Annotated in this window: 20 protein-coding genes; 7 read left to right on the top strand and 13 right to left on the bottom strand. The window is 66.0% G+C overall.

Annotation, left to right across the window (positions count from 1 at the left end; genetic code table 11):
* The first annotated feature begins 161 nt into the window (after window positions 1-161).
* From CT676_RS04910 to trxA, 7 genes are all read left to right on the top strand, one after another.
* Window positions 162-2,666, top strand: coding sequence for a PAS domain-containing sensor histidine kinase (locus CT676_RS04910; protein ID WP_135214050.1), 2,505 nt, complete (start codon window positions 162-164; stop codon window positions 2,664-2,666).
* Window positions 2,663-4,231 (top strand): tRNA (adenosine(37)-N6)-threonylcarbamoyltransferase complex ATPase subunit type 1 TsaE, encoded by a 1,569-nt coding sequence (tsaE, locus tag CT676_RS04905; RefSeq protein WP_135214049.1) that lies wholly within the window; start codon window positions 2,663-2,665, stop codon window positions 4,229-4,231. The genes CT676_RS04910 and tsaE overlap by 4 nt, the downstream gene beginning before the upstream one ends.
* Before the next feature lie 89 nt (window positions 4,232-4,320).
* On the top strand, window positions 4,321-4,638 hold the full coding sequence (locus CT676_RS04900) for a PilZ domain-containing protein (RefSeq protein ID WP_135214048.1): 318 nt from the start codon (window positions 4,321-4,323) through the stop codon (window positions 4,636-4,638).
* A gap of 155 nt (window positions 4,639-4,793) precedes the next feature.
* Window positions 4,794-5,516 (top strand): nucleotidyltransferase family protein, encoded by a 723-nt coding sequence (locus CT676_RS04895; protein WP_071908906.1) that lies wholly within the window; start codon window positions 4,794-4,796, stop codon window positions 5,514-5,516.
* A gap of 235 nt (window positions 5,517-5,751) precedes the next feature.
* Entirely contained in the window at window positions 5,752-8,898 is a 3,147-nt protein-coding gene (gene addB, locus CT676_RS04885) for a double-strand break repair protein AddB (protein WP_135214047.1), read from the top strand.
* A complete protein-coding gene (gene addA, locus CT676_RS04880; protein WP_167767944.1) occupies window positions 8,892-12,401 on the top strand; it encodes a double-strand break repair helicase AddA in 3,510 nt (1,169 codons plus the stop codon). Before addB ends, addA begins: the two co-directional genes overlap by 7 nt.
* A 67-nt stretch (window positions 12,402-12,468) precedes the next feature.
* Window positions 12,469-12,789, top strand: coding sequence for a thioredoxin (trxA, locus tag CT676_RS04875; RefSeq protein WP_007598398.1), 321 nt, complete (start codon window positions 12,469-12,471; stop codon window positions 12,787-12,789).
* Window positions 12,790-12,863: 74 nt separating this feature from the next.
* Here trxA and CT676_RS04870 read toward each other — a convergent pair whose 3' ends face one another.
* The 13 genes from CT676_RS04870 to aroA all read right to left on the bottom strand — a co-directional run bounded on the left by CT676_RS04870 (window position 12,864) and on the right by aroA (window position 25,686).
* On the bottom strand, window positions 12,864-13,292 hold the full coding sequence (locus CT676_RS04870) for an SRPBCC family protein (RefSeq protein WP_135214045.1): 429 nt from the start codon (window positions 13,290-13,292) through the stop codon (window positions 12,864-12,866).
* Between the two features lie 79 nt (window positions 13,293-13,371).
* Window positions 13,372-14,112, bottom strand: a complete 741-nt coding sequence (locus CT676_RS04865; protein WP_135214044.1) for a metallophosphoesterase family protein — start codon at window positions 14,110-14,112, stop codon at window positions 13,372-13,374.
* Window positions 14,113-14,249: 137 nt separating this feature from the next.
* Window positions 14,250-15,593, bottom strand: coding sequence for a folylpolyglutamate synthase/dihydrofolate synthase family protein (locus tag CT676_RS04860; protein ID WP_135214043.1), 1,344 nt, complete (start codon window positions 15,591-15,593; stop codon window positions 14,250-14,252).
* Window positions 15,590-16,531 (bottom strand): acetyl-CoA carboxylase, carboxyltransferase subunit beta, encoded by a 942-nt coding sequence (accD, locus tag CT676_RS04855; protein ID WP_135214042.1) that lies wholly within the window; start codon window positions 16,529-16,531, stop codon window positions 15,590-15,592. Before accD ends, CT676_RS04860 begins: the two co-directional genes overlap by 4 nt.
* 112 nt (window positions 16,532-16,643) lie before the next feature.
* Window positions 16,644-17,480, bottom strand: coding sequence for a tryptophan synthase subunit alpha (trpA, locus tag CT676_RS04850; RefSeq protein ID WP_135214041.1), 837 nt, complete (start codon window positions 17,478-17,480; stop codon window positions 16,644-16,646).
* Window positions 17,477-18,694 carry a tryptophan synthase subunit beta gene (trpB, locus tag CT676_RS04845; RefSeq protein ID WP_135214040.1) on the bottom strand — a complete coding sequence of 406 codons (1,218 nt, stop codon included), beginning with the start codon at window positions 18,692-18,694 and terminating at the stop codon, window positions 17,477-17,479. The genes trpA and trpB overlap by 4 nt, the downstream gene beginning before the upstream one ends.
* The gene (locus CT676_RS04840) at window positions 18,691-19,362 is read right to left on the bottom strand and encodes a phosphoribosylanthranilate isomerase (RefSeq protein WP_135214039.1); all 672 of its coding nucleotides are present in this window, start codon (window positions 19,360-19,362) and stop codon (window positions 18,691-18,693) included. The genes trpB and CT676_RS04840 overlap by 4 nt, the downstream gene beginning before the upstream one ends.
* A gap of 66 nt (window positions 19,363-19,428) precedes the next feature.
* Complete coding sequence (locus tag CT676_RS04835; RefSeq protein WP_135214038.1) at window positions 19,429-19,821, bottom strand: lipopolysaccharide assembly protein LapA domain-containing protein; 393 nt, start codon at window positions 19,819-19,821, stop codon at window positions 19,429-19,431.
* 71 nt (window positions 19,822-19,892) lie between these two features.
* Window positions 19,893-20,198: an integration host factor subunit beta gene (locus CT676_RS04830; protein WP_007598410.1), complete on the bottom strand. Its 306-nt coding sequence runs from the start codon at window positions 20,196-20,198 to the stop codon at window positions 19,893-19,895.
* A gap of 171 nt (window positions 20,199-20,369) precedes the next feature.
* The gene (sppA, locus tag CT676_RS04825; RefSeq protein WP_085405021.1) at window positions 20,370-21,350 is read right to left on the bottom strand and encodes a signal peptide peptidase SppA; all 981 of its coding nucleotides are present in this window, start codon (window positions 21,348-21,350) and stop codon (window positions 20,370-20,372) included.
* A gap of 393 nt (window positions 21,351-21,743) precedes the next feature.
* Window positions 21,744-23,447: a 30S ribosomal protein S1 gene (gene rpsA / locus CT676_RS04820; RefSeq protein ID WP_063980172.1), complete on the bottom strand. Its 1,704-nt coding sequence runs from the start codon at window positions 23,445-23,447 to the stop codon at window positions 21,744-21,746.
* A gap of 266 nt (window positions 23,448-23,713) precedes the next feature.
* Window positions 23,714-24,352, bottom strand: a complete 639-nt coding sequence (gene cmk / locus CT676_RS04815; RefSeq protein WP_063980173.1) for a (d)CMP kinase — start codon at window positions 24,350-24,352, stop codon at window positions 23,714-23,716.
* A complete protein-coding gene (gene aroA, locus CT676_RS04810) occupies window positions 24,349-25,686 on the bottom strand; it encodes a 3-phosphoshikimate 1-carboxyvinyltransferase (protein WP_063980174.1) in 1,338 nt (445 codons plus the stop codon). The genes cmk and aroA overlap by 4 nt, the downstream gene beginning before the upstream one ends.
* Window positions 25,687-25,749 lie beyond the last annotated feature (63 nt).

Raw genomic sequence — 25,749 nt, 5'->3', positions numbered from 1 at the left:
AAGAACTACGAGGATTGGAACCGCGCGCCCGGCATTTTTGTGGGACCGCCTTTGCGTTCACGATCTGGACTCTTACCGCTGGAGTCACGGTGGGGGTATTGTCGTTTGATTCGCGCGCGACGGGGGTCGCCGCGCGCAAATTCGTGCGATCTGGGGCAACTATGTCAGGCGTGATCGTGTCGATGCGTCGGACGCTGCTGTCGTGCACATCGTTGGCGCGCAACGGCTTGTTGGGAGGCGCTCTCGCGGCGCTGCTGCCGGCTGCGCCGGCTGAGGCTGCCGACCTCGTCGACACACTTTCCATAATGCTGGACTTCAACCGGCAGGAACTCGCGGTGCTGGCCACCGCGCTCGCGCTGCTCGGCTTCTCGGTCGTGGCCGCGATCCTGTTGATGCGCACGCGCGTGCGCACGGCGAACAACGAGGCGCGGCTGCGCGCGCGGATCGGGGAGCTGCAACTCCAGTCCGATCGCTTCGGCGCGCTGCTGTTCGCCGAGCCGCAGATCCTGATCTCGTGGCCGGCCGGCGACAATCGCGCGCAGATTTCCGGCGACATCTCCATGGTGCTGCCGCGCGATTCCTCCCCCCAGCGCGTCCTCGCGTTCGGAACGTGGCTGCCGCCGGAACCTGCGCTCCAAATGGATCACGCGGTCGATGCGCTACGTGACCGCGGCGACGGGTTCCAGCTGACGCTGACCACCGCGCACGGCCACACGCTGGAGGCCATCGGCCGCGCCATCGGCGGCCAGGCCATTGTCAGGATTCGCGAACTCTCCGGTCTCCGGCGCGATCTGGCCGAGACCAATCTGCGTTACAAGGCCCTCGCCGACGAGACCGAGATGCTGCGCGGCTTTGCCGCCGCCGCGCCCTGGCCTATCTGGGCCAAGGCCGAGAACGGCGCGCTGAGCTACGCCAATCCGGCCTATGTGCGCGCGACCGAGGCAAGCAGCGTCATCGACGCCCAGCAGCGCAAGCTCGAGCTGCTCGACAGTGCCGACCGGACCGCGATGGAGCGGGGCCTGAAGGACGCGGCCAGTTTCACCTCGCGGCTGCCGATCGTGATCGGCGGCGAGCGGCGCATCTACGACGTCCGCGCGGTCAATGTCGGCAGCGGCAATGTCGGCGTCGCCATCGATGCCAGCGAGGCGGATGCGCTGAGCTCGGCGCTCGTGCGGATGGCGGAGGCGCATCGGCGCACGCTGGACCAGCTCTCCTCGGGCGTTGCCGTGTTCGACGGCCAGCGACGGCTCGCCTTCTACAACGATTCCTACCGCCGGCTGTGGGACCTCGACCGCATCTTCCTCGACGCCAATCCCGACGATTCCAGCGTGCTCGACCAGCTCCGCGCAGCGCGCAAGCTGCCGGAGCAGCCGGACTTCCGCGCCTGGAAGGCCAAGCTGCACGAGGCCTATCGCGCGGTCGAGGCCGCCAAGGACACCTGGTACCTGCCCGACGGCCGCGCGCTCTCCGTCGTCACCACGCCGAATCCGGAAGGCGGCGTCACCTATCTGTTCGACGACGTCACCGAAAGCCTCGAGCTCGCCCGCCGCTTCGACGGCATGATCCGCGTCCAGCGCGAGACGCTGGACAGCCTCGCCGAGGGCGTCGCCGTGTTCGGCAGCAACGGCAGGGCGCAGCTGTTCAACCCGGCCTTCGTCCGGATGTGGAAGCTGTCGAGCGACGCCATGCGCGACGAGCCGCACATCCAGACGGTCGAAGGCTGGTGCCATCAGCTGTTCGACGACCCGCAAGTCTGGCGGCAGATCCGCGAGGCCGTCACCTCGATCGAGAGCCGCGCCGACGTGCCGCTGAAGCTCGAACGCAAGGACGGCAGCGTGCTCGACGGCATGATCCGTCCGCTGCATGACGGCGCGACCATGCTGACGTTCCAGGACATCACCGACACCGAGAATGTCGAGCGTGCGCTGCGCGAGCGCAACGAGGCACTTGAGGCCGCCGACCAGATGAAGGTGGATTTCGTCCACCACGTCTCCTACGAGCTGCGCTCGCCGCTCACCACCATCATCGGCTTCGCGCATTTCCTCAGCGATCCCTCGACCGGGCCGCTGACGCCGAAACAGGCCGAATATCTCGACTACGTCACCAAATCCACCAACGCCCTGCTGGCGCTGACCAACAACATCCTGGATCTCGCCACGATCGACGCCGGCGCCATGAAGCTGGAACTCGGCCCGGTCGACGTCAGCAAGGCCATCGAGCTCGCCGCCGAGGGTATCCAGGACCGCCTCGCCACCGACCGCATCCGCCTCAAGGTCGAGATCGCGCCCGATATCGGCAGCTTCGTCGGCGACGAGAAGCGCGTGGTGCAGGTGCTCTATAACCTCCTCGCCAACGCCGTCGGGTTTTCTCCACAGGATTCCACCGTCGGCATCAGCGCACGCCGCACCGAACGCAGCGTGGTCTTCACTGTGACAGATTCCGGGCCTGGAATACCTGCCGACATGAAGGACAAGGTGTTCAACTGGTTCGAAAGCCGCTCGCAGGGGTCGCGTCACCGCGGCGCCGGGCTCGGCCTGTCGCTGGTGCGCTCCTTCGTCGAGCTGCATGGCGGCAAGGTGCGGGTGGATTCGATCGTGGGCAGGGGCACGGTCGTGATCTGCGACTTCCCGACCGACCAGGCGGCGCATCGCGACGCCGCCGAATGACTGAACCGACCACATTCTCCGTCGCGCTTGTCAACGAGACGGCCACTGCGCAATTGATGGCCGACCTCGCGCTGCTGGTCGGCCCCGGCGACGTCATCACCCTCACCGGCGATCTCGGTGCCGGCAAGACTGCGGCTGCGCGCGCCATGATCCGCTATCTCGCCGGCGACGAGGCGCTGGAAGTCCCGAGCCCGACCTTCACGCTGGTGCAGGGTTACGAGCTGCCGCCGTTTCCGGTGATGCATGCCGATCTCTACCGCGTCGAGGACGAAAGCGAGCTCGAGGAGATCGGCCTGTCGCCGCTTCCCGATGCCACGCTCGTCCTGATCGAATGGCCGGAACGCGCACCGTCGGCGATGCCGCAAGACCGCATCGACATCGCTCTGACGCACCGGCCGGCGCTGGGCTCGAATGCGCGCGCCGCCGACTTCACCGGTTACGGCAAGGCCGCCGCACAAGTCGCGCGGCTGAAGGCGCTGCGGGAATTCCTCGAGGAATCCGGCTACATGGATGCAAGGCGCAAGTACATGGCCGGTGATGCCTCGACCCGCTCCTATGCGCGACTGCTGCGCGACGACGAGATCGTCATCCTCATGAACTTTCCGCAGCGGCCCGACGGCGCTGCGATGTACAACGGAAAATCCTACAGCGCGGCGGTGCATCTTGCCGAGAACATCAAGCCGTTCGTTGCCGTCGACGAAGGCCTGCGCGTGGCGGGAGTCTCAGCGCCCGCGATCCACCACTACGATCTCGACCACGGCTTCCTGATCTCCGAGGATTTCGGCAGCGACGGCGTGATCGAAGGCGATCCGCCGCGCCCGATCGCCGAACGTTACGAAGCTGCGACCGACGTGCTGGCCGTGCTGCACAGCAAGACATTGCCGGAGACGCTGCGGCTGGCGGATCAGACCTACACCATTCCTGCCTTCGACACCGAGGCGCTGCTGATCGAGATCGGGTTGATGCCGGAATGGTATCTGCCCGATCGCAACGCGCCGCTGAGCGACGAGAAGCGCGCGGAATTCTTCGCGATGTGGCGCGAGCTGCTGAAGAAGCCGCTGGCCGCGCCAAAAACCTGGATCATCCGCGACTACCACTCGCCCAATCTGATCTGGCTCGCCGATCGTACTGGCATGGCGCGCGTCGGCGTGATCGACTTCCAGGACACCGTGCTCGGGCCGCGCTCCTATGACGTAGTGTCGCTGCTGCAGGACGCGCGTATCGACGTCCCTGAGACCCTCGAGCTGACACTGCTGTCGCGCTACATCAAGGCGCGGCGCACGGCCGATGCGAGCTTCGATCCGGCCGGCTTCGCCGAGCTCTACGCCATCATGTCGGCGCAGCGGAACACGCGCCTGCTCGGCACCTTCGCCCGCCTCAACCGCCGCGACGGTAAGCCGCATTATCTGCGCCACCAGCCGCGGATCTGGACCTACCTCCAGCGCTCGCTGGCACATCCCGCGCTGGCTCACCTGCGCGACTGGTATCTCGCCAACGTCCCGCCGCCCCAGGGGGCGTCCCAAGAGCCGTCTGAAGAACAGCCTCAAGAGCAGCCCCAAGCCTGATTCGCGGCCCGATTTACCGCCTGTTAGCCATCGCATCGGTATCATCGCCCGCAGGCAGCCGGACAAGGACGGGGCTGGAGCAAGGGCAGATGGCGGTCAAGACGGACCATCGTGGCAACAGCCGGGTTGTTTTCGAGCGCGGGATACCGGCCCAGATGATGGGGATCGACGGCACCTGGCGGCGCGAGTGCACCATGGAGGACGTCTCCGAGAGCGGTGCCAAGCTGACCGTCGACGGCTCGGTCGAGGGCCTGCATCTGAAGGAATTTTTTCTCCTGCTGTCGTCCACCGGACTTGCGTACCGTCGCTGTGAGCTGGCGTGGGTCAACGGCGACCAGATCGGCGTCAATTTTCTCAAGCTCGGCGACAAGAAGAAGAAGGCGCGTTCCACATCCGTTGGGGCGTGACGGCCACACCCGTCGTACAACCGTCACGGCAGGTGGTTAAGGCGGTTAAGACGCGGTGCGGCCAATTGCGGTCCGTGTTAGGATTGCTGCGTACGCGAACTTCAAAAGTTCTCAAGTCCAGGATTCCGGGAAAGACGAGTCTGAGAAAGCGAACGATGTCCGTCAAACCGACCAAAGCCATGGTGCTCGCTGCGGGGTTCGGGCTGCGCATGCGTCCGTTGACGGAGAAGATGCCGAAGCCGCTCGTGCCGGTGGCCGGCCAGCCGCTGCTGGACCATGTGCTCGACAAGCTCGGCGACGCCGGCGTGACCGAGGCGATCGTCAATGTGCACTATCTGCCGGACCAGATCATCAACCACACCGCATCCCGCCAGCATCCGCGCGTGACCATCTCGGACGAGCGCGACCAGGTGCTCGGCACCGGCGGTGGCGTGGTCAAGGCGCTGCCGCTGCTCGGCGACGCGCCGTTCTTCCATGTCAATTCCGACACGCTGTGGATCGACGGCGTGCGCTCGAACCTGGCGCGGCTTGCGGAAAACTTCGACCCTGAGCGCATGGACATTCTGCTCTTGATGGCGCCGACCGCGACCAGCATCGGCTATAGCGGCCGCGGCGATTACGGCATGCTGCCCGACGGCGCCCTGCGCAAGCGCAAGGAAAAAGAGGTCGTTCCGTTCGTCTATGCCGGCGCGGCGATCCTGTCGCCATCGATCTTCGCCAACGCACCGCAGGGCGAGTTCTCACTGACCAAGATGTTCGACCGCGCCAACGAGCAGGAGCGGCTGTTCGGCCTTCGCCTCGACGGCGTCTGGATGCATGTCGGCACGCCCGATGCCGTGCATGCGGCGGAAGAGGCGTTTCTGGAGAGCGTGGCGTAGGGCCAGCTCTCGCGTCCCGGACGTGGGTACCGTAGGGTGGGCAAAGCGAAGCGTGCCCACCATCTCTCTGCTTAGAGATCGGGGATACATGGGTGGGCACGGCGCGAGTGCGCCTTTGCCCACCCTACGGCACCTGATCCTAGTCCAGCGAACAGCGGGGACTATCTCCCCCCCACCCATATCCATTTGAATCCGCCTCCCTATATTGGCGCCTGATTCCCGAATCAGGCAGCCCATGCGCGTTTTCAGCGTTCCCATCTCAGTTCCGTTCCTGCGCACGGTCGTCTCGAGCCTGCTCGACGGCCGGCTGGTCGACGGATTCGAGGCGCGCAAGGAACCGGCGCGGCTTGCGGATGCCACGCTGTACCTGCCGACAAGGCGCGCCATGCGCGTCGTTCGCGAGATCTTTCTCGACGAGATGGCCGCCGATGCGGTGGTGCTGCCGCGCATCGTCGCGCTCGGCGACATCGACGAGGACGAACTCGCTTTCGCCGACGAGGGTGAGCAGTTCTCCGGCGGAGCGCCGCTCGACATTCCGCCACGGCTTGGCGAGCTCGAACGGCGGCTGACGCTGGCGCAGCTCGTGGCCGCCTGGGCCAAGGGCCCGGTGCTGTCCCCGCTGGTGGTCGGCGGCCCCGCCTCGACACTCGCGCTGGCCGGCGACCTCGCACGCCTGATCGACGACATGGTGACGCGCGGCGTCGACTGGAGCGCGCTCGACGGCCTGGTGCCCGACATGCTCGACCGCTACTGGCAGCACTCGCTCGAATTTTTGCGGATCGCGCGCATCGCGTGGCCCGGCCATCTCGCCGAGATCAACCGGATCGAGCCCGCGGCGCGGCGCGATCTCCTGATCGCGGCGGAAGCCAGGCGGTTGACCGCGCATCCCCATGGCCCCGTGATCGCCGCCGGCTCCACCGGCTCGATGCCGGCCACCGCAAAATTCCTGCATGCGGTCGCATCGCTGCCGCATGGTGCCGTGGTGCTGCCCGGCCTCGACACCGATCTCGACGACGACGCCTGGCGCAGCATCGGCGGCGTGCGCGATTCGCTCGGCAAGTTCGCCGAGCATCCGGCGTCGAACCATCCGCAATATGCGATGCATGCACTGCTGGAGCGCTTTGGCATCAAGCGCGGCGATGTCGAGCTGCTTCAACCGGCAGCGGACGGCGGCCGCGATCTGCTCGCCTCCGAATCGATGCGGCCATCTGCCAAGACGGAAGTCTGGCACGACCGGCTGAAGCAACCGGATGTCGCAGCGAAGATCGCCGGCGGCATGTCAAACCTCGCGGTGGTCGAGGCGCCCAATCCCGAAATGGAGGCGCTTGCGATCGCCATCGCGATGCGCGAGGCGCGCCATCTCGACAAATCGGCGGCACTGGTGACGCCCGACCGCGCGCTGGCGCGGCGGGTGATGGCCGCGCTCACGCGATGGGATCTCGCCTTCGACGATTCCGGCGGCGACGTGCTGATGGAAACATCCGCCGGCGTTTTTGCGCGTCTGGCATCGGAAGCGGCGACCAAGGGATTGGAGCCGCCGACACTGCTGGCGATGCTGAAGCATCCGTTGTGCCGGCTTCGCCGGCTGCCTGGCGCATGGAAGGCGGCGATCGAGGGCCTCGAGCTTGCAGTCCTGCGCGGAACGCGGCCGCCTGCGGGCACCGCGGGCCTGCTGCGCGAATTCAATCGTTTCCGTGAGGAGCTGGCAAAGCTGTGGCGCAAGGAGGTCTCTGCGCTCCACCACGCGGAGCCACGTGCGCGTCTGAAGGCAGAGGACCTCGATCGCATCCAGGCGCTGATCGATGCCCTGCGACAAGCGTTGGCGCCGATCGAGAGTCTCGCGTCATCGAGACCGTACGACTTCGCCGAGCTCGCGCACCGGCATCGCGAGATCATGATCGAACTGTCGCGCGACGAGCAGGGCATCCCGCTCGCTTTCGAGGAGCGCGAGGGCCTGGCGCTCGCAGCCGCTTTCGACGACCTCCTGCGCGGCGGCACCACCAGCGGGTTGATGGTGACGCTGCCTGACTATGCCGACGTCTTCCAGACCGCGTTCAGCGACCGGGCCGTGCGGCGGCGGGACAGACCCGGCGCGCGGCTGCAGATCTACGGCCCGCTGGAATCGCGCCTGATGCAGGCCGACCGGGTCATCATCGGCGGCCTGATCGAGGGCGTCTGGCCACCGGCGCCGCGCATCGATCCCTGGCTCAGCCGGCCGATGCGGCACGAACTTGGCCTCGATTTGCCGGAGCGCCGCATCGGCCTCTCCGCACACGATTTCGCGCAACTGCTCGGCGGCGACGAGGTGATCCTGACCCATTCCGCGAAAGCCGGTGGCGCACCGGCGGTCGCCTCGCGCTTCCTGCATCGATTAGAGGCGGTCGCGGGCGACGAGCTCTGGAAGACGGCCATCCGCGCGGGCGAAAAATACGTGCAGTTTGCGGGCGCGCTGGACCAGCCCGACGAGGTCAAGCCGGTCAAGCAGCCCGAGCCGCGGCCGCCACGCGCAACGCGGCCGCTGAAGATGTCGGTCACCGCGATCGAGGACTGGCTGCGCGATCCCTACACGATCTACGCAAAGCACATTTTGCGGCTCGATGCGCTCGACCCCGTCGACATGCCGCTGTCGGCCGCCGACCGCGGCTCGGCGATCCACGATGCGCTCGGCGAGTTCACGGAAAGCTACGCCACGCGCCTGCCCGACGATCCCGCGCGCGTGCTGCGCGCGATCGGCGAAAAGTATTTTGCGCCGCTGATGGAGCGCCCCGAAGCGCGCGCGCTGTGGTGGCCGCGTTTCCAGCGCATCGCGCGCTGGTTTGGCGAATGGGAGACGGCGCGTCGCGACGTGATCGAGGTCATCACGGCAGAAACGCGTGGCGAGATCTCGATCCGGCTCGACAACGACCGCAGCTTCCAGCTTTCCGCCCGCGCCGACCGCATCGAGCGGCGCCAGGGCGGCAGCTATGCCATCCTCGACTACAAGACCGGGCAGCCGCCGACCGGCAAGCAGGTCCGCATGGGCCTGTCGCCGCAGCTGACGCTGGAAGCCGCGATCCTGCGCGAGGGCGGATTCCCTGACATCGACGCGGGTTCGTCCGTCAGCCAGCTCGTCTATGTGCGCCTGAGCGGCAACAATCCACCCGGCGAGGAGCGCATCCTCGAGCTCAAGTATAGGCAAGGCGACGAGCCACAGCCGCCGGACACGGCCGCCGCCGAAGCCCGGGCCAAGCTGGAGGCGCTGATCCGTGCCTTCGAGGACGAGAACCAGGCGTACACCTCGCTGAACCTGCCGATGTGGACCAACCGCTACGGCACCTATGACGACCTCGCCCGCATCAAGGAATGGTCCGCGGCCGGCGGTTTGGGGATCGAGGAATGGTGAAGCTGCCGCGTCCCATTCCCGACGAGGTGCGTGCGCGGCAGGCGCGCGCGTCCGATCCGACTGCGTCGGCGTTCGTGTCGGCCAATGCCGGCTCGGGCAAGACGCATGTGCTGGTGCAGCGGGTGATCCGCCTGCTGCTGTCGGGCGTGCCGCCGGAAAAGATCCTCTGCATCACCTTCACCAAGGCCGCCGCCGCCAACATGGCGGAGCGCGTGTTCACGACGCTCGGTCATTGGGTGACGCTGGACGACAACGCGCTCGACGCGGCGATCAAGGCGGTCGGCATCCCACATCCCGATCGAAAACTACGCCGCGAAGCACGAAAGCTGTTCGCCTGCGCGCTGGAGACGCCGGGCGGATTGAAGGTGCAGACCATCCACGCGTTGTGCACCCGCCTGCTCCAGCAATTTCCGTTCGAGGCCAATGTTCCCGCACGCTTTGCCGTGATCGACGAGCGTGACCAGACCGACATGATGGAGCGCGCCAATCTGAAGGTGCTGCTGGAAGCCGCGCGCGATCCGGAGACCGTCACTGGCCGCGCGCTGCTCACCGCGATGGCAAGCGCGGCCGACGTCACTTTCAAGGAGGTCGTGCGGGAGGCCTGTCTCAGCCGCGATCATTTCATGGCCTGGACCGACGAGGCCGGCAACGCCGGGGCAGCTGCTGAGCAGATGGCGGCGGTGCTGGGCGTGGAGGCGGGCGATCGGATCGAGGACGTCGAGACGGAAATTCTCGACGGTCCCTTCCTGCCGCGGTCGCGCTGGGACGACATCGCCTTCGCGCTGGAGGACGGGAGCAAGTCCGACAACGACCAGGCCAGCCGGCTCCGCGAGGCCAAGGTGTTTTCCGGTGCCGCGCAGGTCGACGCCTATCTCGGCGTCTTCCTCACCGACGAAAAACTGCCGCGCAAGGCGGTGCTGACGAAGAAGTTTGGCGATCACAACCCATCCGTCGCCCGCCTGTTCGAGAACGAGGTGCAGCGCCTCGGCGGATTGATCGAGAAGCGCCGCGCGGTGACCATGCGCGACCGCACCGCGGCCCTGCTGCACATCGCGACCGCGGCCGCCGCAAACTACCGCCGTGAGAAGCAGGAGCGCGGGCTGCTCGACTACGACGACCTCATCGACAAGACGCTGGCGATGCTGAACCGCGTCTCTTCAGGCTGGGTACATTACAAGCTCGATCGCGGCGTCGACCACGTGCTGATCGACGAGGCCCAGGATACGAGCCCGCGGCAGTGGGACATCGTCGCGCATATCATTTCGGAGTTCACCGCCGGCGAAGGCGCGCGCGAAGGGTTGAACCGCACCGTCTTTGCCGTCGGCGACGAGAAGCAGTCGATCTTCTCCTTTCAGGGCGCCCAACCCCGAGAATTCGACGCGCGCCGGCGCGAGCTGCGCAGCAAGTTCACCGCCGCCGGGCTGAAGTTCGATCCGGTCGCCTTCACCTATTCGTTCCGTTCGGGCGCGGCGATCCTGCACTCGGTCGACCACGTCTTCCGCGAGCCCCAGATCTACAAGAGCATCCATTCGGCCGAGATCGGCCATCCCCTGCACAATGCGCTCGCCGATGCGGGCCCGAGCGTGATCGAGCTGTGGGATCTCGCCGAGCCCGATGACAGGCAGGAGATCGAGGGCTGGCGCGCGCCGTTCGATGGCGTCGCCGCCACCAGCCCCGAGGTGAAGCTCGCCCGCCGTATCCAGACCGAGATCAAGCAACTGGTCGAGAGCGGCACGCTGACGGGACACGAAGGCGAGCGCCGGCCCTTGCGTTACGGCGACATGCTGATCCTGGTGCGCCGGCGCGGCAATGCGTTCGACGCCGTGATCCAGGCGCTGAAGCACGCCAATGTTCCGGTCGCCGGCGCCGACCGGCTGAAGCTGACCGAGCACATCGCGATCATCGACCTGATGAATCTTGCGGACGCGCTGCTGCTGCCGCAGGACGATCTCGCGCTCGCGGTTGCGCTGAAGAGCCCTCTGTTCGGGCTCGATGACGACGACCTGTTCCAGCTCGCCTGGGGCCGCAAGGGCTCGCTGCGCCGCGCGCTTGCCGAACATGCTGCCACAAGCGAGACGTTCGCCACGGCGCTGCGGCGGCTTGAAGCCTGCGAAGCGCGGTCGCGCGACGAGACTCCGTTCACCTTCTACGCCTGGCTGCTCGGCGGCGACGGCGGACGCGCGCGGATCCTGCGCCGGCTCGGCCATGAGGCTAACGACGCGATCGACGAGTTTCTGGAGCTGGCGCTGAACTACGAGCGCAAGGCACCGGCCTCCCTGCAGGGTTTCATGGCCTGGCTGCGCTCGGCCGACACCGAGGTGAAGCGCGACATGGAGATCTCGCGCGACGAGGTGCGGGTGATGACGGTGCACGGCGCCAAGGGCCTGGAAGCCTCCGTTGTGTTCATGGTCGACACGACATCATCGCCCGCGGATTCGCAGCGGGTCCGGCTGATCCACGTGCCGCGCGGCAATGGCGGCGAGGTCGTGGTCTGGGCCGGGCGCAAGGCCGATGATCCCAAGCCCGTCGCCGACGCACGCAAGGCGATGATCGAGGAGACCGAGGACGAGTATCGCCGCCTGCTCTATGTCGCGATGACGCGCGCGGCCGATCGGCTGATCGTCGGCGGCTGCATGCCCGGCAACATGAAGACGGTGCGCAAGCTGAGCTGGTACGACCTCATCGACACCGGGCTCACCGGCTCGGGCCTGGACAAGCAGACGATCGAGACGCCGCTCGGCAAGGTGACCCGATTCGCCCGGCCGGCGGATGTCGCGGCGCTCGGCACGCCTGCGATGGCGGTGGACCAATCGATCGCATTGCCGGACTGGCTGCGGACGCCGTTACCGCGCGAGAGCGTCGATGACGATCCCGTGCGCCCCTCCGGCCAGTCGGCCGAGGACGGCCGTAGCGTGCGGTCGGGCGAATCGGTGCAGTCGCGCGCGGTGGCGCTGCAGCGCGGCACGCTGGTGCACCGGCTGCTGCAATCCCTCCCCGACATCGCCCCCGAGCGCCGGCGCGAGGCCGCGCTTGGCTTCATGGCGCGCAACGCGCCCGGCTGGACGGAGGCCGACCGGGCCGCGCTGGCCGACAAGGTTCTCGCCCTGATCGCCGAACCGCGCTTTGCCCCGGTGTTTGCCGCCGGCAGCCGTGCCGAGGTCTCGATCGTCGGCCGATTGGACCGGCCGGGGCGGGCGCCAGCGCTGGTGTCGGGGCAGATTGACCGGCTGGTCGTTCGTCCGGATGAGGTTCTGATCGTCGATTTCAAGACCAACCAGGCGGCGCCCAAAAGCGCCGCTGAGGCGCCTGCCGCCTATGTCCGGCAGCTTGCGCTGTACCGGGCGGTGCTGGCGCGGCTTTATCCCCAAAAGCCGATCAGGGCCGTCCTGCTCTGGACCGAGGCCCTTGAATATATGGAGATTTCAGCCCCCGCGCTGGACGCGGCGCTGGCATCCCTTCATCTCAGTGCGAGCGTCCTTGACCCGGCAAGGGGCCGTTCATAGGTTGACGGCATGATCCCGGGCGCGATTCCCATGCGCGCCGATTCTTTCAACCGAGTGAGGTACTCCCATGGCCGTTGGCAAGGTTTCCGACACCGATTTCGAAGCCGAAGTGCTCAAGGCGAACGGCCCCGTGGTCGTCGATTTCTGGGCCGAATGGTGCGGCCCCTGCCGCATGATCGCACCTGCGCTCGACGAGATCGCCGGCGCGATGGGCGACAAAGTCAAAATCGTGAAGCTCAACGTCGACGAGAGCCCGAAGACCGCGTCGAAATACGGCGTGATGTCGATCCCGACGCTGATGATCTTCAAGGGCGGCGAGATGGCCTCCCGCCAGGTCGGCGCGGCGCCGAAGGCGAAGCTGCAGCAGTGGATCACCTCCGCGGTCTGATCCGCTTCGCGTGTAACTGAGAATTCTTCAACGGCCGGCCACCCGCCGGCCGTTTTATTTTTGCTCGACGGCAATCACGCCGATCTCGTTTCGGCGAGTTTGGCGAGGCTGGCGAGAACATCGGGAAAGTCCGACGCGACGGCCGGACCGATCTCGGACGCTTGCGGCCCTCGCGCGTCGACGGCGTAAACGATGCGCGTGCGTCCTGCCCCAAGGGATTCGATGCGATGGGCGACCTTGATGACGAGATCGCCGACCCGCGTTTCGTCGATGAAGCACGCGTTCTCGCGGACCTCGATCAGCTGCGAGCGCAGCGCGTCCTCGCCGGGAGGCTTCATCGTGAACCAGGTCCCGGCCGCAAATGGCCCGTCAATGTCGATCTGCTCGATACCTGCGTTCCAGGTTTTCCAACCGGGCACATCGCGGAAGATGCTCCAGATCGTCTCCGGGGCTGCCGACGTCTCGACCGCGTATTCGCCCCGCCAGACATTGTCGTCGTTCATCGCACGCTGCCCTCTTTGATATGTACGCTCATAATAAGCGCGCCTATTAAGGAGTCGAGGCAACCGGGACGAAGCGCCTCTATCCGATCCACCCCGTCGCCAATGCATTCGCCAGCTCCGGCTGGCCATTGCGGCGCGCGAGTGCAGCCATCGCCTCGTGGTCATATGCGACGTGCCGGAACGTCACCTGCCATGCACTCCCGACAAGCTCGAGGATCGCGTAGCGCGCGTGCGGCGTGCCGGCTTCGACGACATGCGGGAATGGATGCACGTCGCGATAGCCGGGGCTGCCGACGCTGCCGGGGTTCACGATCAGCCGGCCGTCGCGCAGCCGCACCGCGCGGGCAAGATGGGTGTGGGCGCAGAGGATCAGCGATTGGGTGATGCCTTGCGCGAACTGCTCGATGCGGTCGAGCGGCGAGAGCGCCACCGTGCCGTCGGAATGCACGGTATCGAGCCAATAGACCTCGTCATCATCCGGCGTCGCGTGGCAGAGGAAGACCTGCTCACGAAACACCCGCGTCATCGGCTGCGCGCGCAGCCAGTCGAGCTGGGCGGCGTTGAGCGCTTCGTAGGCGGGACGGTCCCACGAGCCCATCTCTTCCGGCGGGCGGTCGAGCAGGTAGCGGTCATGATTGCCGAGCACGTGCACGGCGTCGAGCTGCATCAGGATCTCGATGGTCCGGCGCGCATCGAGCGGGCCGCTCAGCATGTCGCCGAGATTGACGATGTCGGCGATGCCTTGCGCACGGATGTCGGCAAGCACCGCCTCCAGCGCGAGATGGTTCCCGTGAACGTCGGCGATCGCGGCAAAGCGCATTGGTAGTCTCTCTTGCCCCGGACGCAGCGCAGCGTGAAACGGTGCGCTGCAGAGCCGGGGCCCATGTTGCGGCATTCTAGGTCCCGGCTCTGCGGAGCAGCGTTGCACGCTGCACCGCGTCCGGGACACGAGACCGACTATGCAGGAGGCGTGCCGTTGATGCCCAGCACATGGCCGGCAAGATAAAGCGAGCCGGTGATCAGGATGCGCGGCGGCACTTCGTAGGCGAGCTTCGCCAGGCCGCGCAGCGCGGCTTCGACGCCGGGCGCGCTCTCGACGCGCATGCCGAGGCTGCGCGCGGCATCCGCGAGGCGGTCGACCGGCATTGCATTTTCGGTGTCGGGGATCGGCACCGCGATGATGTGACGGGTCAGGCCGGCGAAATTGGCGAGAAAACCTTGCGCGTCCTTGTTGGCCATCATGCCCGCGATCACGACCAGCGGCCGCGAGACCCGCTCTTCGAGATCGCCGAGCGCGGCTGCTGCAACGCGCCCGCCTTCGGCATTGTGGCCGCCGTCGAGCCAGATCTCCGAGCCCTGCGGTCCGAGCGCAAGCAGCTCGCCCGAGGTGATGCGCTGCATCCGCGCCGGCCATTCGGCGCCGACGATGCCTGCCTCGAAGGCCGCCTGGTTGACCTTGAAGGCCGGAATCGCGCGCAGCGTCGCGATCGCAAGGCCGGCATTGTCGAACTGGTGACGGCCGAACAGGCGCGGCGCCGCCAGATCCATCAGGCCGCGCTCGTCGGAATAGACCAGGCGTCCATGCTCGACATTGACGTGCCAGCTTTCGTTCGCGGCGAACAGCGGCGCGCGCATGCGCCTCGCCTGCGCCTCGATCACGGCCATCGCCTCGCCCGTCTGCTCGGCGCAAATCACGGGCACGCCGCGCTTGATGATCGCGGCCTTCTCGCCGGCGATGGAGGTCAGCGTATCGCCGAGGAAATCCATGTGATCCATGCTGATCGGCGTGATCACGCAGGCCGCCGGCGTGTCGACCACATTGGTCGAATCGAGCCGGCCGCCGAGGCCGACTTCGAGCAGCACCACATCGGCCGGGTTCTGTGCGAACAGATGAAACGCCGCAGCCGTCTTCAGCTCGAACACGGTCGCGGCTTCGCCGGCATTGACGCGCTCGACCTCTTCCAGCGCCGCGCGCAATTCATCGTCGCCGACCAGCACCCCGCCGCCGACGCGGCCGAGCCGGAAGCATTCGTTGATGCGGACGAGATAGGGCGAGGTGTAGGCATGGACACGCAGACCGGCGGCCTCCAGCGTCGCGCGCAGATAAGCGAGCGTCGAGCCCTTGCCGTTGGTGCCGGCAATGTGAATCACCGGCGGCAGCTTGCGTTCGGGGTGGTCGAGCCGCTCGAGCAGGCGGTGCATCCGCTCAAGCCCGAGATCGATACGCTTCTGATGCAGGGCCGACAGCCGCCCGATCAATTCACCGAGCGGCGGCTTTGCGCTGTCAGAGGACGCGTTCACGCGTGCGGCGCGGCCGGCGCCGTCTCGGCGGCCGAGACGATCTGCGCCGGACTGACGACCGGCTGCACCGATTTCGATGCGCCTTCCTGCGCCGGCGCCTTGGTCAGCAGGCGGCACAGCCGCGCCAAGGTCGGGCGCAGTTCGTGACGATGCACGACCATGTCGACCATGCCGTGATCCTTCAGATATTCGGCACGCTGGAAGCCTTCCGGCAATTTCTCGCGGATGGTCTGCTCGATCACGCGCGCGCCGGCGAAGCCGATCAGCGCGCCGGGCTCGGCGATCTGCACGTCGCCCAGCATCGCATAGGACGCGGTGACGCCGCCGGTAGTCGGGTTGGTCAGCACGACGATGTAGGGCTGTTTTGCTTCACGCAGCATCTGCACGGCAACCGTGGTGCGCGGCATCTGCATCAGCGACAAAATGCCTTCCTGCATACGGGCTCCGCCCGAGGCGGCGAACACGACGAACGGCGACTTCTTCTCGACGGCGAGCTCCAGCCCACGCACGATCGCTTCGCCCGCGGCCATGCCGAGCGAGCCGCCCATGAAATCGAAATCCTGCACGGCAACGACGACGGCGGCGCCTTCGAGCTTGCCATAGCCGACCTTGATCGCATCGTTCAGATTGGTGCGCGCACGGGCATCCTTGATGCGGTCGACGTACTTTTTCTCGTCACGGAACTTGAGCGGATCGGGCGTGACGTCGGGCAGCGCGACGTCGTACCAGGTCTCGTTGTCGAAGATCGACTTCAGACGCGCCACCGCGCCCATGCGCATGTGGTAGTTCGAGCCGGGGATGACGAACTGGTTGGCCTCGACGTCCTTGTAGAACACGAGCTGTCCGGAATCCGGGCACTTGATCCACAGATTCTCCGGCGTCTCTCGCCGCAGCATGTTGCGGATCTTCGGCCGGACCACATTGGTAAGCCAGTTCATGGTTTGCTCCGATGTGCGAGCCCCGCGAAAGGGCCGCCTGAAGGATATATGGCGGCCGGGCCTCTGCCCGGCAAGCCGCCGTGTTCGCCCGCCCCAGAAGCGGAATTATGGCCTATTCCGCCGCAGCTTTCGCGCCCTTGACGCCCTGGGCCAGGGCCGCGGTCAGCTCGGCTACCGCGTTAACGGTTTTGGCGGTCGCGCGACCCTCGGCATCGAGGCTGTTCTTGAGTGCATCGACCAGTGCCGTGCCGACCACCGAACCATCGGCCTTCTCGGCAATGGCGCGCGCCGCCTCTGGCGTGCGGATGCCAAAACCAACGCAGATCGGCAGCTTGGTATGCCGCTTGATGCGCGCGACAGCTTCACCGACGGCATTCGCATCCGCCGCCGCGGCACCGGTGATGCCGGCGATAGAGACGTAGTAGACAAAGCCTGATGTGTTCGCGAGCACCGCGGGCAGGCGCTTGTCGTCGGTGGTCGGGGTCGCGAGGCGAATGAAGTTCAGGCCCGCCTTCAGCGCGGGAATGCAGAGCTCGTCGTCTTCCTCCGGCGGCAAATCGACGATGATCAGGCCGTCAACGCCGGCCGTCTTGGCATCGGCCAAAAACTTGTCGACACCGTAAATGTAGATCGGATTGTAATAGCCCATCAGCACCAGCGGCGTGACGTTGTCGTCCTTGCGGAAGTCGCGCACCAGTTCCAGCGTCTTCTTCAAGGTCATGCCGTTCTTGAGCGCGCGCAGACCTGCAGCCTGAATCGAGGGACCATCCGCCATCGGATCGGTGAAGGGAATGCCGAGCTCGATGACGTCGGCGCCTGCCTTGGGCAGCGCCTTGACGATATCGAGCGACGTCGCGAGATCGGGATCGCCGGCCATCACATAGGTGACGAAGGCCGAGCGGCCTTGCTTCTTCAGCTCAGCGAAACGGGTATCGATACGCGTGGTCACTTGCTCTTGCCCCTCAGGATGTCGCCGACCTGCGGGACGTCCTTGTCGCCGCGGCCGGAGAGATTGACGACCATCAGGTGATCTCTCGGCCGCTTCGGCGCGAGCTCCATCACCTTGGCGATGGCATGCGCGGGCTCGAGCGCGGGGATGATGCCTTCGAGCCGCGACAGCAGCTGGAATGCCGCGAGTGCCTCGTCATCGGTCGCGGAGAGATAGTTGACGCGGCCGATCTCGTGCAGCCAGGAATGCTCGGGACCGATGCCGGGATAGTCGAGGCCGGCGGAGATCGAATGCGCGTCCTGAATCTGGCCGTCCGCATCCATCAAGAGATAAGTGCGGTTGCCGTGCAGCACGCCGGGACGGCCGCCCGCGATCGAGGCCGCATGCAATTGCGTGAGCCCATGGCCGGCGGCTTCGACGCCAAAAATTTCAACGGAGGGATCATCGAGGAACGGATGAAACAGGCCCATCGCGTTCGAGCCGCCGCCGATGCAGGCGACCAGCGAATCCGGCAGGCGTCCCTCGACCTCCTGCATCTGCGTCTTGGTCTCGTTGCCGATGATCGACTGGAAGTCGCGCACCAGCGTCGGATAGGGATGCGGGCCCGCCACCGTGCCGATGCAATAGAACGTGTTGTGCACGTTGGTGACCCAGTCGCGCAGCGCCTCGTTCATGGCGTCCTTCAGCGTGCGCGTGCCCGACTGCACCGGGACCACGGTTGCGCCCAGCATCTCCATGCGGATGACGTTGGGCTGCTGCCGCTCGACGTCGACGGCGCCCATATAGACCACGCATTCGAGGCCGAAACGCGCGCACAGCGTCGCGGTGGCAACGCCATGCTGACCGGCGCCGGTCTCGGCGATGATGCGCTTCTTGCCCATGCGCCGTGCCAGCATGATCTGGCCGAGCACGTTGTTCACCTTGTGCGAACCGGTGTGGTTGAGCTCTTCGCGCTTGAGGTAAATCTTGGCGCCGCCGAGCTGCTCGGTGAGGCGCTCGGCGAAATAGAGCGGCGAAGGCCGGCCGACATAGTTCTTGAGATAGCCGTTCATCTCGGCCTGGAAGGCCGGATCGGCCTTGGCCGCGGTGTAGGCCTTCTCCAGATCCAGGATCAGCGGCATCAGGGTTTCGGCGACGAAGCGGCCGCCGAAAATGCCGAAGTGCCCGCGCTCGTCGGGACCGCTGCGGTAGGAATTTGGTTTGGCGATGTTCATCGAACGCTCAACTCTTGACTTGCATCTTGGGTGGCGCGCGCGGCGCGAATGAAGGCCTTGATCATCTCGGGATCCTTGACGCCGGAGGCGCTCTCGACACCGGAGGAGACGTCGACACCGCCGGCGCGCGTGACCCGAAGAGCCTCGGCGACGTTGTGGGCATCAAGTCCGCCCGAGACCATATACGGCAGCTTGAGTTCCAGGTTTTCGAGCAGATGCCAATCGAAGGCCGCGCCGAGGCCGCCCGGGCGTGTCGCGTCCTTAGGCGCACGCGCGTCGAACAGGATGCGATCGGCAACCTCTGCGTAGCCAGGCAGCACGGCGAGATCGGCGGCGGTTGCGACCGGCACCGCTTTCATCACCGGACGGCCGAACCGCTGCTTGATGTCGCGCAGGCGTGCGACGCTCTCCTTGCCGTGGAGTTGAAGGATATCCGGCGACAACGCGTCCATGATGTTGTCGAGCGTGGCGTCATCGGCATCGACCGTGAGCGCGACCTTGAGCGCGCGCCGCTTCACCTGGCGGCCGAGGTCGCGGCCAAGCTCCAGAGAGACGTGCCGCGGCGACGGCGGAAAGAACACGAACCCCACCATGTCGGCGCCGGCGTCGAGCGCTGTTTCGAGCGTCTCGCGCGTGGACAGGCCGCAGATTTTGACGAGCAGGGACATGGTCTCAAAGCAGGTGAAGGCCGCGGGTCTGCGGCCGGAAAACCGGGTTTTCGGTTGCGGCCGCTTCTACAACGTCGCGCGCTGCTTGTCTCGCCCGATGGGCCCGTAAAGGCCAACCCCGGAGGGAACGGGGAGGCGCTGGGGCTGGGGCTTCGCTGCGGCCGCCTGAGCCCGCAGATCGGCCAATTCGGTCCTGGCAGCCCGTGCATCCGCATCATTCCGGCGCGCCGCACGCCGCCATCGCCGCTGGCCGAACCAGACCGCGCAGCCGCCCGCGAGGACCCCGAGGGCAGCCACCAGGATGAGGAGCAGGAACAGCGGCAACGTCGCCGAGAATGACGGGTCGTTCGTAATGAAGGGATCGAATGAGACCGTGACGAAATGCCGGTTGGCGACGGCAAAGGTCACCAGGATCAGGCCCAGCGGAATCACGATCAGCGCGGTCAGGAACTTTCGCATCTCGCTTCGCTCGCCTTGAATCAAGCTTCCGGCCGCATCGCTCGCGACCGCGGAAAACCCTGACGCCGGTCTCAGTCTGGCGCGCCTGGATCCGGATGGTCGCGGTTCAGCCGTTCGCGCATTTCCTTGCCGGTCTTGAAGAACGGAACGCTCTTCTGATCGACGGGTACATGGGCGCCGGTGCGCGGATTGCGCCCTGCGCGCGCAGGGCGATGCTTGACCGAGAAGGCACCGAAGCCGCGCAACTCGACGCGATCACCGCGCGCGAGAGCCGCTACGATCTCTTCGAGAATCGCATTCACAATGTTCTCGACATCCCGCTGGTACAGATGCGGGTTGTGCTCGGCGATACGCTGAACAAGTTCGGATTTGATCATCGAGAGATAGGACCCGGAAGCGTGCGGATGACCATTTCCGTGAAAATACTGTGATCTGTCAAGACGCTAAATGAAGGTTGAGCGTCGGGAAAATGCGTGACAAATGCCGAAAAAGCGGGCTGCCCCGCTACCCGCCAGACGGGAAAAGCCTCTGAAGCTCGCCCGGTTCCATCAATTTGACGCAGCCGGCTGCCACAGGGCCAGCATTCCATCCATTCCGAGCCGATCGACGGCCTGCGCGACGCCGGTTTGCCCGATCTGATGCGCAATCGAGCCTAAACCAAGCGCTTCCAGCGTGACGACGGCAGCCGTTTTGAGGAACGGCAGATCGCCAAAGCGGGGCTGGAGCTTGTAATCGCGGACGGTGAGGCCCTTCTTGACGCCCTTCTGCTCGACCAGCCAGGTCACGGCGGTCTTCTCGTCGCCGAGCTGATCGATCAGCTTGAGATCGATCGCCTGGCGTCCGGTGAAGACGCGGCCATCGGCGACTTTTTCGAGCTGCGTGTCATCCATGCCACGCCGCTCCTTCACCAATCCCTTGAACCAGGCATAGGAATCCTTCACCAGCGCATCGAGCGCGGCGCGTGCCTCGGGGCTGGTCGGCTCAAAACCGTTCGGCGCGGCCTTCAGCGGCGAGGATTTCACCTCCTCGACCTTCACACCGACGGTCTTCAGCAGCTCCGTGACGTTGGGAAACTGGAACAGCACGCCGATCGAACCGACCAGCGAGCTCTGCTGGGCAATGATGTGGTCACTCGCAATCGCGGTGATGTAACCGCCGGACGCGGCGAGGCCTTCGACCACGACGACGAGCGGCTTCTTCGCCTTCAGCCTCACAAGCGAGTCATAAAGCTGCTCGGAGCCGGCGGTGGTGCCACCCGGCGAGTTGATGTGAATGATGACGGCGGCGGCCTGCGAGTTCTCCAGTCGCTCCAGCGCCTGGGTGCGATCGGAGTCGCTGCGGATCAGGCCATCGATCTGGACCCGCGCGATCGAGCCGGCGGATGCGAACGTGCCGCGCGCACCGGGTGTTGCGATCAGCGCGACGCCCGCGATCGCCGCGATCGCGATCAGCGCAGCCATCACGCGCCAGAACGTCAGCTTGCGACGAATCCTGCGGCGATCGACGATGATGTCCGAATCGAGCGACATCGGAATATCTCCAAATGAAAGGCTGGGCGCGTTGTGCCGTCACAGCGTGACCATTGGCTTATCTGGATACATCAATTGCGGCGTAATTTGAAGAAAACAAGGCTGCGCGAGGCCGGATGGTAGCCAAGCACTCAATGTCATCCCCGCCTAGTGCGCAATTGCGCACGGGCGCCGGGACCCATACCCCCAGGGAGAAGTTGTCGCGCGAGTTGGTAACCACGAGTCTTCGCCAAACTCGATCCTGTGGCTATGGGTCCCGGGCTCGCGCTTCCGCCTTCGCTCTTCGAGCTACGGCGGACAAGTCGCGCGCCCCGGGACGACAGCGGAGCACGCCGCAACAAAAAAGCCCCGGCTTACGCCGGGGCTTTGATGGTTGCGAAACAGGCGTTTCGCTTACTTGTCGCGGTTCTTGAGCGCGGTGCCGAGAATGTCACCGAGCGTCGCCCCCGAATCGGAGGAGCCGTACTGCGCGATGGCTTCCTTCTCTTCGGCGACTTCGAGCGCCTTGATCGACACCTGGACCTTGCGGGCCTTCTTGTCGAACTGGATCACGCGAGCATCGACCTTCTCGCCGACGGCGAAGCGCTCGGCGCGCTGGTCGTTGCGGTCACGGGCGAGCTCCGAACGCTTGATGAAGGTCGAGAAGTCGGTACCGGTGATCTTCACCTCGATGCCGCTTTCCTTCACTTCGAGCACTTCGCAGGTCACGACCGCGCCCTTCTTGACATCGCCCGGCTCGGCGAAGGGGTCGCCTTCGAGCTGCTTGATGCCGAGCGAGATACGCTCCTTCTCGACGTCCACATCGAGCACCACGGCTTTCACCACGTCGCCCTTCTTGTAGTTGTCGATCACCTGCTCGCCCGGAAGCTTCCAGTCGAGGTCGGAGAGATGGACCATGCCGTCGACGTCGCCCTCGAGGCCCAGGAACAGACCGAACTCGGTCTTGTTCTTGACCTCGCCTTCGACCACCGAACCGGTCGGGTGACCTTCGACGAAGACCTCCCACGGGTTGCGCATGGTCTGCTTGAGGCCGAGCGAGATGCGGCGCTTGACGGAATCGACTTCCAGCACCTGCACTTCGACTTCCTGCGAGGTCGAAACGATCTTGCCGGGGTGCATGTTCTTCTTGGTCCACGACATCTCGGAGACGTGGATCAGGCCTTCGATGCCCGGCTCGAGCTCGACGAACGCACCGTAGTCGGTGATGTTGGTGACGCGGCCGGTGAAGCGGGCACCCAGCGGGTACTTGGCTTCGATGCCCTGCCACGGATCGTCCAGCAGCTGCTTCATGCCCAGCGAGATGCGGTGCGTCTCGTGGTTGATCTTGATGATCTTGACCTTCACGGTCTGGCCGATCGAGAGCACCTCGGTCGGGTGGTTGACGCGGCGCCACGCGATGTCGGTGACGTGCAGCAGACCGTCGATACCGCCGAGATCAACGAACGCACCGTAATCGGTGATGTTCTTGACCACGCCGTCGATGACCTGCCCCTCTTCGAGGTTCTGCACCAGCTCCTGACGCTGCTCGGCGCGGGTCTCTTCCAGCACCGTGCGGCGGGAGACGACGATGTTGCCGCGGCGGCGATCCATCTTGAGGATCTGGAACGGCTGCGAGTTGTTCATCAGCGGCGCAACGTCGCGGATCGGACGGATGTCGACCTGCGAGCGCGGCAGGAAGGCCACGGCACCGTCGAGGTCGACGGTGAAGCCGCCCTTGACCTGGTTGAAGATGACGCCGTTGACCTTCTCGTTGTTCTGGAAGGCCTTCTCGAGCTTGCCCCAGCTCTCTTCGCGGCGCGCCTTGTCGCGCGACAGCACGGCTTCGCCGAGGGCGTTCTCGATGCGATCGAGGAACACTTCGACCTCGTCGCCGACCTTGATCTCGCTCTCACGGCCGGGGCCGGAAAATTCGCGCAGGGCAACGCGGCCCTCGGTCTTCAGGCCGACGTCGATGACGGCCATGTCTTTTTCAATTGCAACCACCTTGCCCTTGACGACGGAGCTCTCCTGCAGGTTGCCACCTGCGAAGGACTCGTCGAGCATCGCGGCGAAATCGTCGCGCGACGGGCTATAGGTATCAGCAGAAATCGAAGCCATTTGTTCTCCAGTTGCGGATGTCGTGCCGGCCGTTGGGTTCATGGGCGCATCGCACACGCAGTGTCGGAAGGTCCGCAAGACCTTCGAGCGACCGCTCGTTGCTCCGGCATGGAGGCGGAACAGCGGAGGCGGGCCGGCTGAGGCCCGCGCGTTCGATACGTGGAAATCTTGGTCCGGAGCCTGGATCGCGCCGGGCCCAAACAGGGGACCGGGGTTATCGACCTCAAAGAGCGGGAGCGGGCGCTTCCTCCAATGACGGCGGCGGCTTAACCCCGCGACCGGCCCGCTCGGACGGCCTCGATAATGTCGATGGCGGCCCGGACGCCGCCTTCTATATCCAGTTGGGAGTTATCTAGCAAGTAAGCATCCGGGGCCGGTTTCAAGGGCGCAATCGGCCGGTTCTTGTCGCGCTCGTCGCGCCGGATGATGTCAGCGAGCACCGCCGCCTCGTCCGCCTCCTCGCCCCTCGCCTTGGCCTCCATGGTCCTGCGGTGGGCGCGGACCCTGGGGTCGGCCACGACGAAGATCTTCACGTCGGCATGGGGGCAGATCACGGTTCCAATGTCCCGGCCGTCGAGCACGGCGCCGGGCGGATCGGCGGCGAATTGCCGCTGGAAATTGAGCAGGACCTCGCGAACCCTGGGGATCGCCGAGACGATCGAGGCGCCCTCGCCGGCCTCCTGGGTCTTCAGGGCGGGATTGCCGAACTTTTCGGGATCAAGCTCCAGCGCAGCCTGCACCGCAGCCGCCTCGTCCCGGAGATCATGACCGGATTCCACCACGGCGTAGGCCACCGCGCGATAAATGACGCCGGTATCGAGATGACGATAGCCGTAATGGTGGGCGAGGCGCTTGCCGAGCGTCCCCTTGCCCGAGGCCGCGGGCCCGTCGATGGCGATGATCATGAAAACTCGGCCCCAAGCGAACGCATCATCGGGATGAAGTCCGGGAAACTGGTGGCGATGAAGGCGGTGTCGTCGACGGTCACGGGCTGGTCGGAGGCGCAGCCCATCACCAGCGCGGACATCGCGATGCGATGATCCATGTGCGTGGCGACTGTGCCGCCGCCGGGGACATGGCCGCGGCCTTCGACGATCAGGTCGTCGCCGGAGACCTCGACCTTGACGCCGTTGACGCGGAGCATGTCGGCGGTGGCCTCAAGCCGATCGGATTCCTTGACGCGCAGCTCCTGGAGGCCGCGCATGATGGTCGTGCCCTCGGCGAAGGAAGCCGCCACCGCCAGCACGAGATATTCGTCGATCATCGAGGGCGCGCGCTCCGGCGGCACCTCGACGCCGCGCAGTTTCGACGCGCGCACGCGCAGCTGCGCCATGGGCTCGCCGGCATCGCCCCGGACTTCGCTTTCCTCGATCGAGGCACCCATTTCACGCAGCGTGGTGAACAGGCCCGTGCGCAGCGGATTGGTCATCACGTCGGACAGGACGACATCCGAGCCTTCGACAATCAGCGCCGCGACGACCGGGAAGGCCGCCGAAGAGGGATCGGCGGGCACAACGACGGTGGCGCCGTGCAGCTCGGGCTGGCCAACGAGCGTGATGCGGCGGCCGTGCTGACCCTCCTGCGCGGAGGTGATGTCGGCGCCAAAGTGCTTCAGCATCAGCTCGGTATGGTCGCGGCTGGCCTCGGTCTCGATCACCGTCGTGGTGCCGGGCGCGGCCAGGCCCGCCAGCAGCACGGCGGATTTGATCTGGGCCGAGGCGACCGGGGTCTTGTAGGTGATCGGCAGCGGATCGCGCGCGCCCTGGACGGTCAGCGGCAGACGGCCGCCCTCGCCGCCGGACACCACTTTGGCGCCCATCTTCTCGAGCGGGTCGAGGATCCGGCGCATGGGCCGGCTGCGCAGCGAGGCATCACCGTCGAAAACCGCCGAAATCGGGCAGCCGGCGACGGCGCCCATGACGAGCCGGCAGCCGGTGCCGGAGTTGCCGAAATCAAGCGGCGCCCTGGGCTCGGCGAAGCCGGCGACGCCCACGCCGTTCACCCTCCAGGCGAAATCGCCGGTGCGCTCGACCCTGGCGCCCAGCGCCTGCATGGATTTGGCGGTGTTGAGGACGTCCTCGCCCTCGAGCAAGCCCGAAATCCGGGTCTCGCCGACCGCGAGCGCGCCCAGGATGAGGGCGCGGTGGGAGATCGACTTGTCCCCGGGGACCCGTACTTTCCCGGTCAGGGGACCGCTTGCGCGCGACTGAAGCGGCGTCGGCTTGTCGGAATCAGTCAAGTTTGTGTCCTTGGATAGGCCCGAAACGTCCCTGCGGGGCTCGCGGGGCAGGTACCATAAGGT

Origin of the sequence: Bradyrhizobium sp. MOS001, from assembly GCF_004634465.1 — a bacterium.
GTDB classification, from domain to species: domain Bacteria; phylum Pseudomonadota; class Alphaproteobacteria; order Rhizobiales; family Xanthobacteraceae; genus Bradyrhizobium; species Bradyrhizobium barranii.
The sequence above is the reverse complement of the archived record's forward strand: the minus strand, read 5'-3'. Positions and strand labels throughout refer to the sequence as shown.

Bases quoted from the DNA above. Each gene is read 5' to 3' on its own strand.
- addB (WP_135214047.1), top strand. From the start codon at position 5,752: ATGCGCGTTTTCAGCGTTCCCATCTCAGTTCCGTTCCTGCGCACGGTC.
- CT676_RS04910 (WP_135214050.1), top strand. From the start codon at position 162: ATGTCAGGCGTGATCGTGTCGATGCGTCGGACGCTGCTGTCGTGCACA.
- CT676_RS04870 (WP_135214045.1), bottom strand. From the start codon at position 13,292: ATGAACGACGACAATGTCTGGCGGGGCGAATACGCGGTCGAGACGTCG.
- trxA (WP_007598398.1), top strand. From the start codon at position 12,469: ATGGCCGTTGGCAAGGTTTCCGACACCGATTTCGAAGCCGAAGTGCTC.
- trpB (WP_135214040.1), bottom strand. From the start codon at position 18,694: ATGAACATCGCCAAACCAAATTCCTACCGCAGCGGTCCCGACGAGCGC.
- CT676_RS04830 (WP_007598410.1), bottom strand. From the start codon at position 20,198: ATGATCAAATCCGAACTTGTTCAGCGTATCGCCGAGCACAACCCGCAT.
- addA (WP_167767944.1), top strand. From the start codon at position 8,892: ATGGTGAAGCTGCCGCGTCCCATTCCCGACGAGGTGCGTGCGCGGCAG.
- sppA (WP_085405021.1), bottom strand. From the start codon at position 21,350: ATGTCGCTCGATTCGGACATCATCGTCGATCGCCGCAGGATTCGTCGC.
- accD (WP_135214042.1), bottom strand. From the start codon at position 16,531: ATGAACTGGCTTACCAATGTGGTCCGGCCGAAGATCCGCAACATGCTG.
- cmk (WP_063980173.1), bottom strand. From the start codon at position 24,352: ATGATCATCGCCATCGACGGGCCCGCGGCCTCGGGCAAGGGGACGCTC.
- CT676_RS04900 (WP_135214048.1), top strand. From the start codon at position 4,321: ATGGCGGTCAAGACGGACCATCGTGGCAACAGCCGGGTTGTTTTCGAG.
- rpsA (WP_063980172.1), bottom strand. From the start codon at position 23,447: ATGGCTTCGATTTCTGCTGATACCTATAGCCCGTCGCGCGACGATTTC.
- tsaE (WP_135214049.1), top strand. From the start codon at position 2,663: ATGACTGAACCGACCACATTCTCCGTCGCGCTTGTCAACGAGACGGCC.
- CT676_RS04840 (WP_135214039.1), bottom strand. From the start codon at position 19,362: ATGTCCCTGCTCGTCAAAATCTGCGGCCTGTCCACGCGCGAGACGCTC.
- CT676_RS04835 (WP_135214038.1), bottom strand. From the start codon at position 19,821: ATGCGAAAGTTCCTGACCGCGCTGATCGTGATTCCGCTGGGCCTGATC.
- CT676_RS04865 (WP_135214044.1), bottom strand. From the start codon at position 14,112: ATGCGCTTTGCCGCGATCGCCGACGTTCACGGGAACCATCTCGCGCTG.
- CT676_RS04895 (WP_071908906.1), top strand. From the start codon at position 4,794: ATGTCCGTCAAACCGACCAAAGCCATGGTGCTCGCTGCGGGGTTCGGG.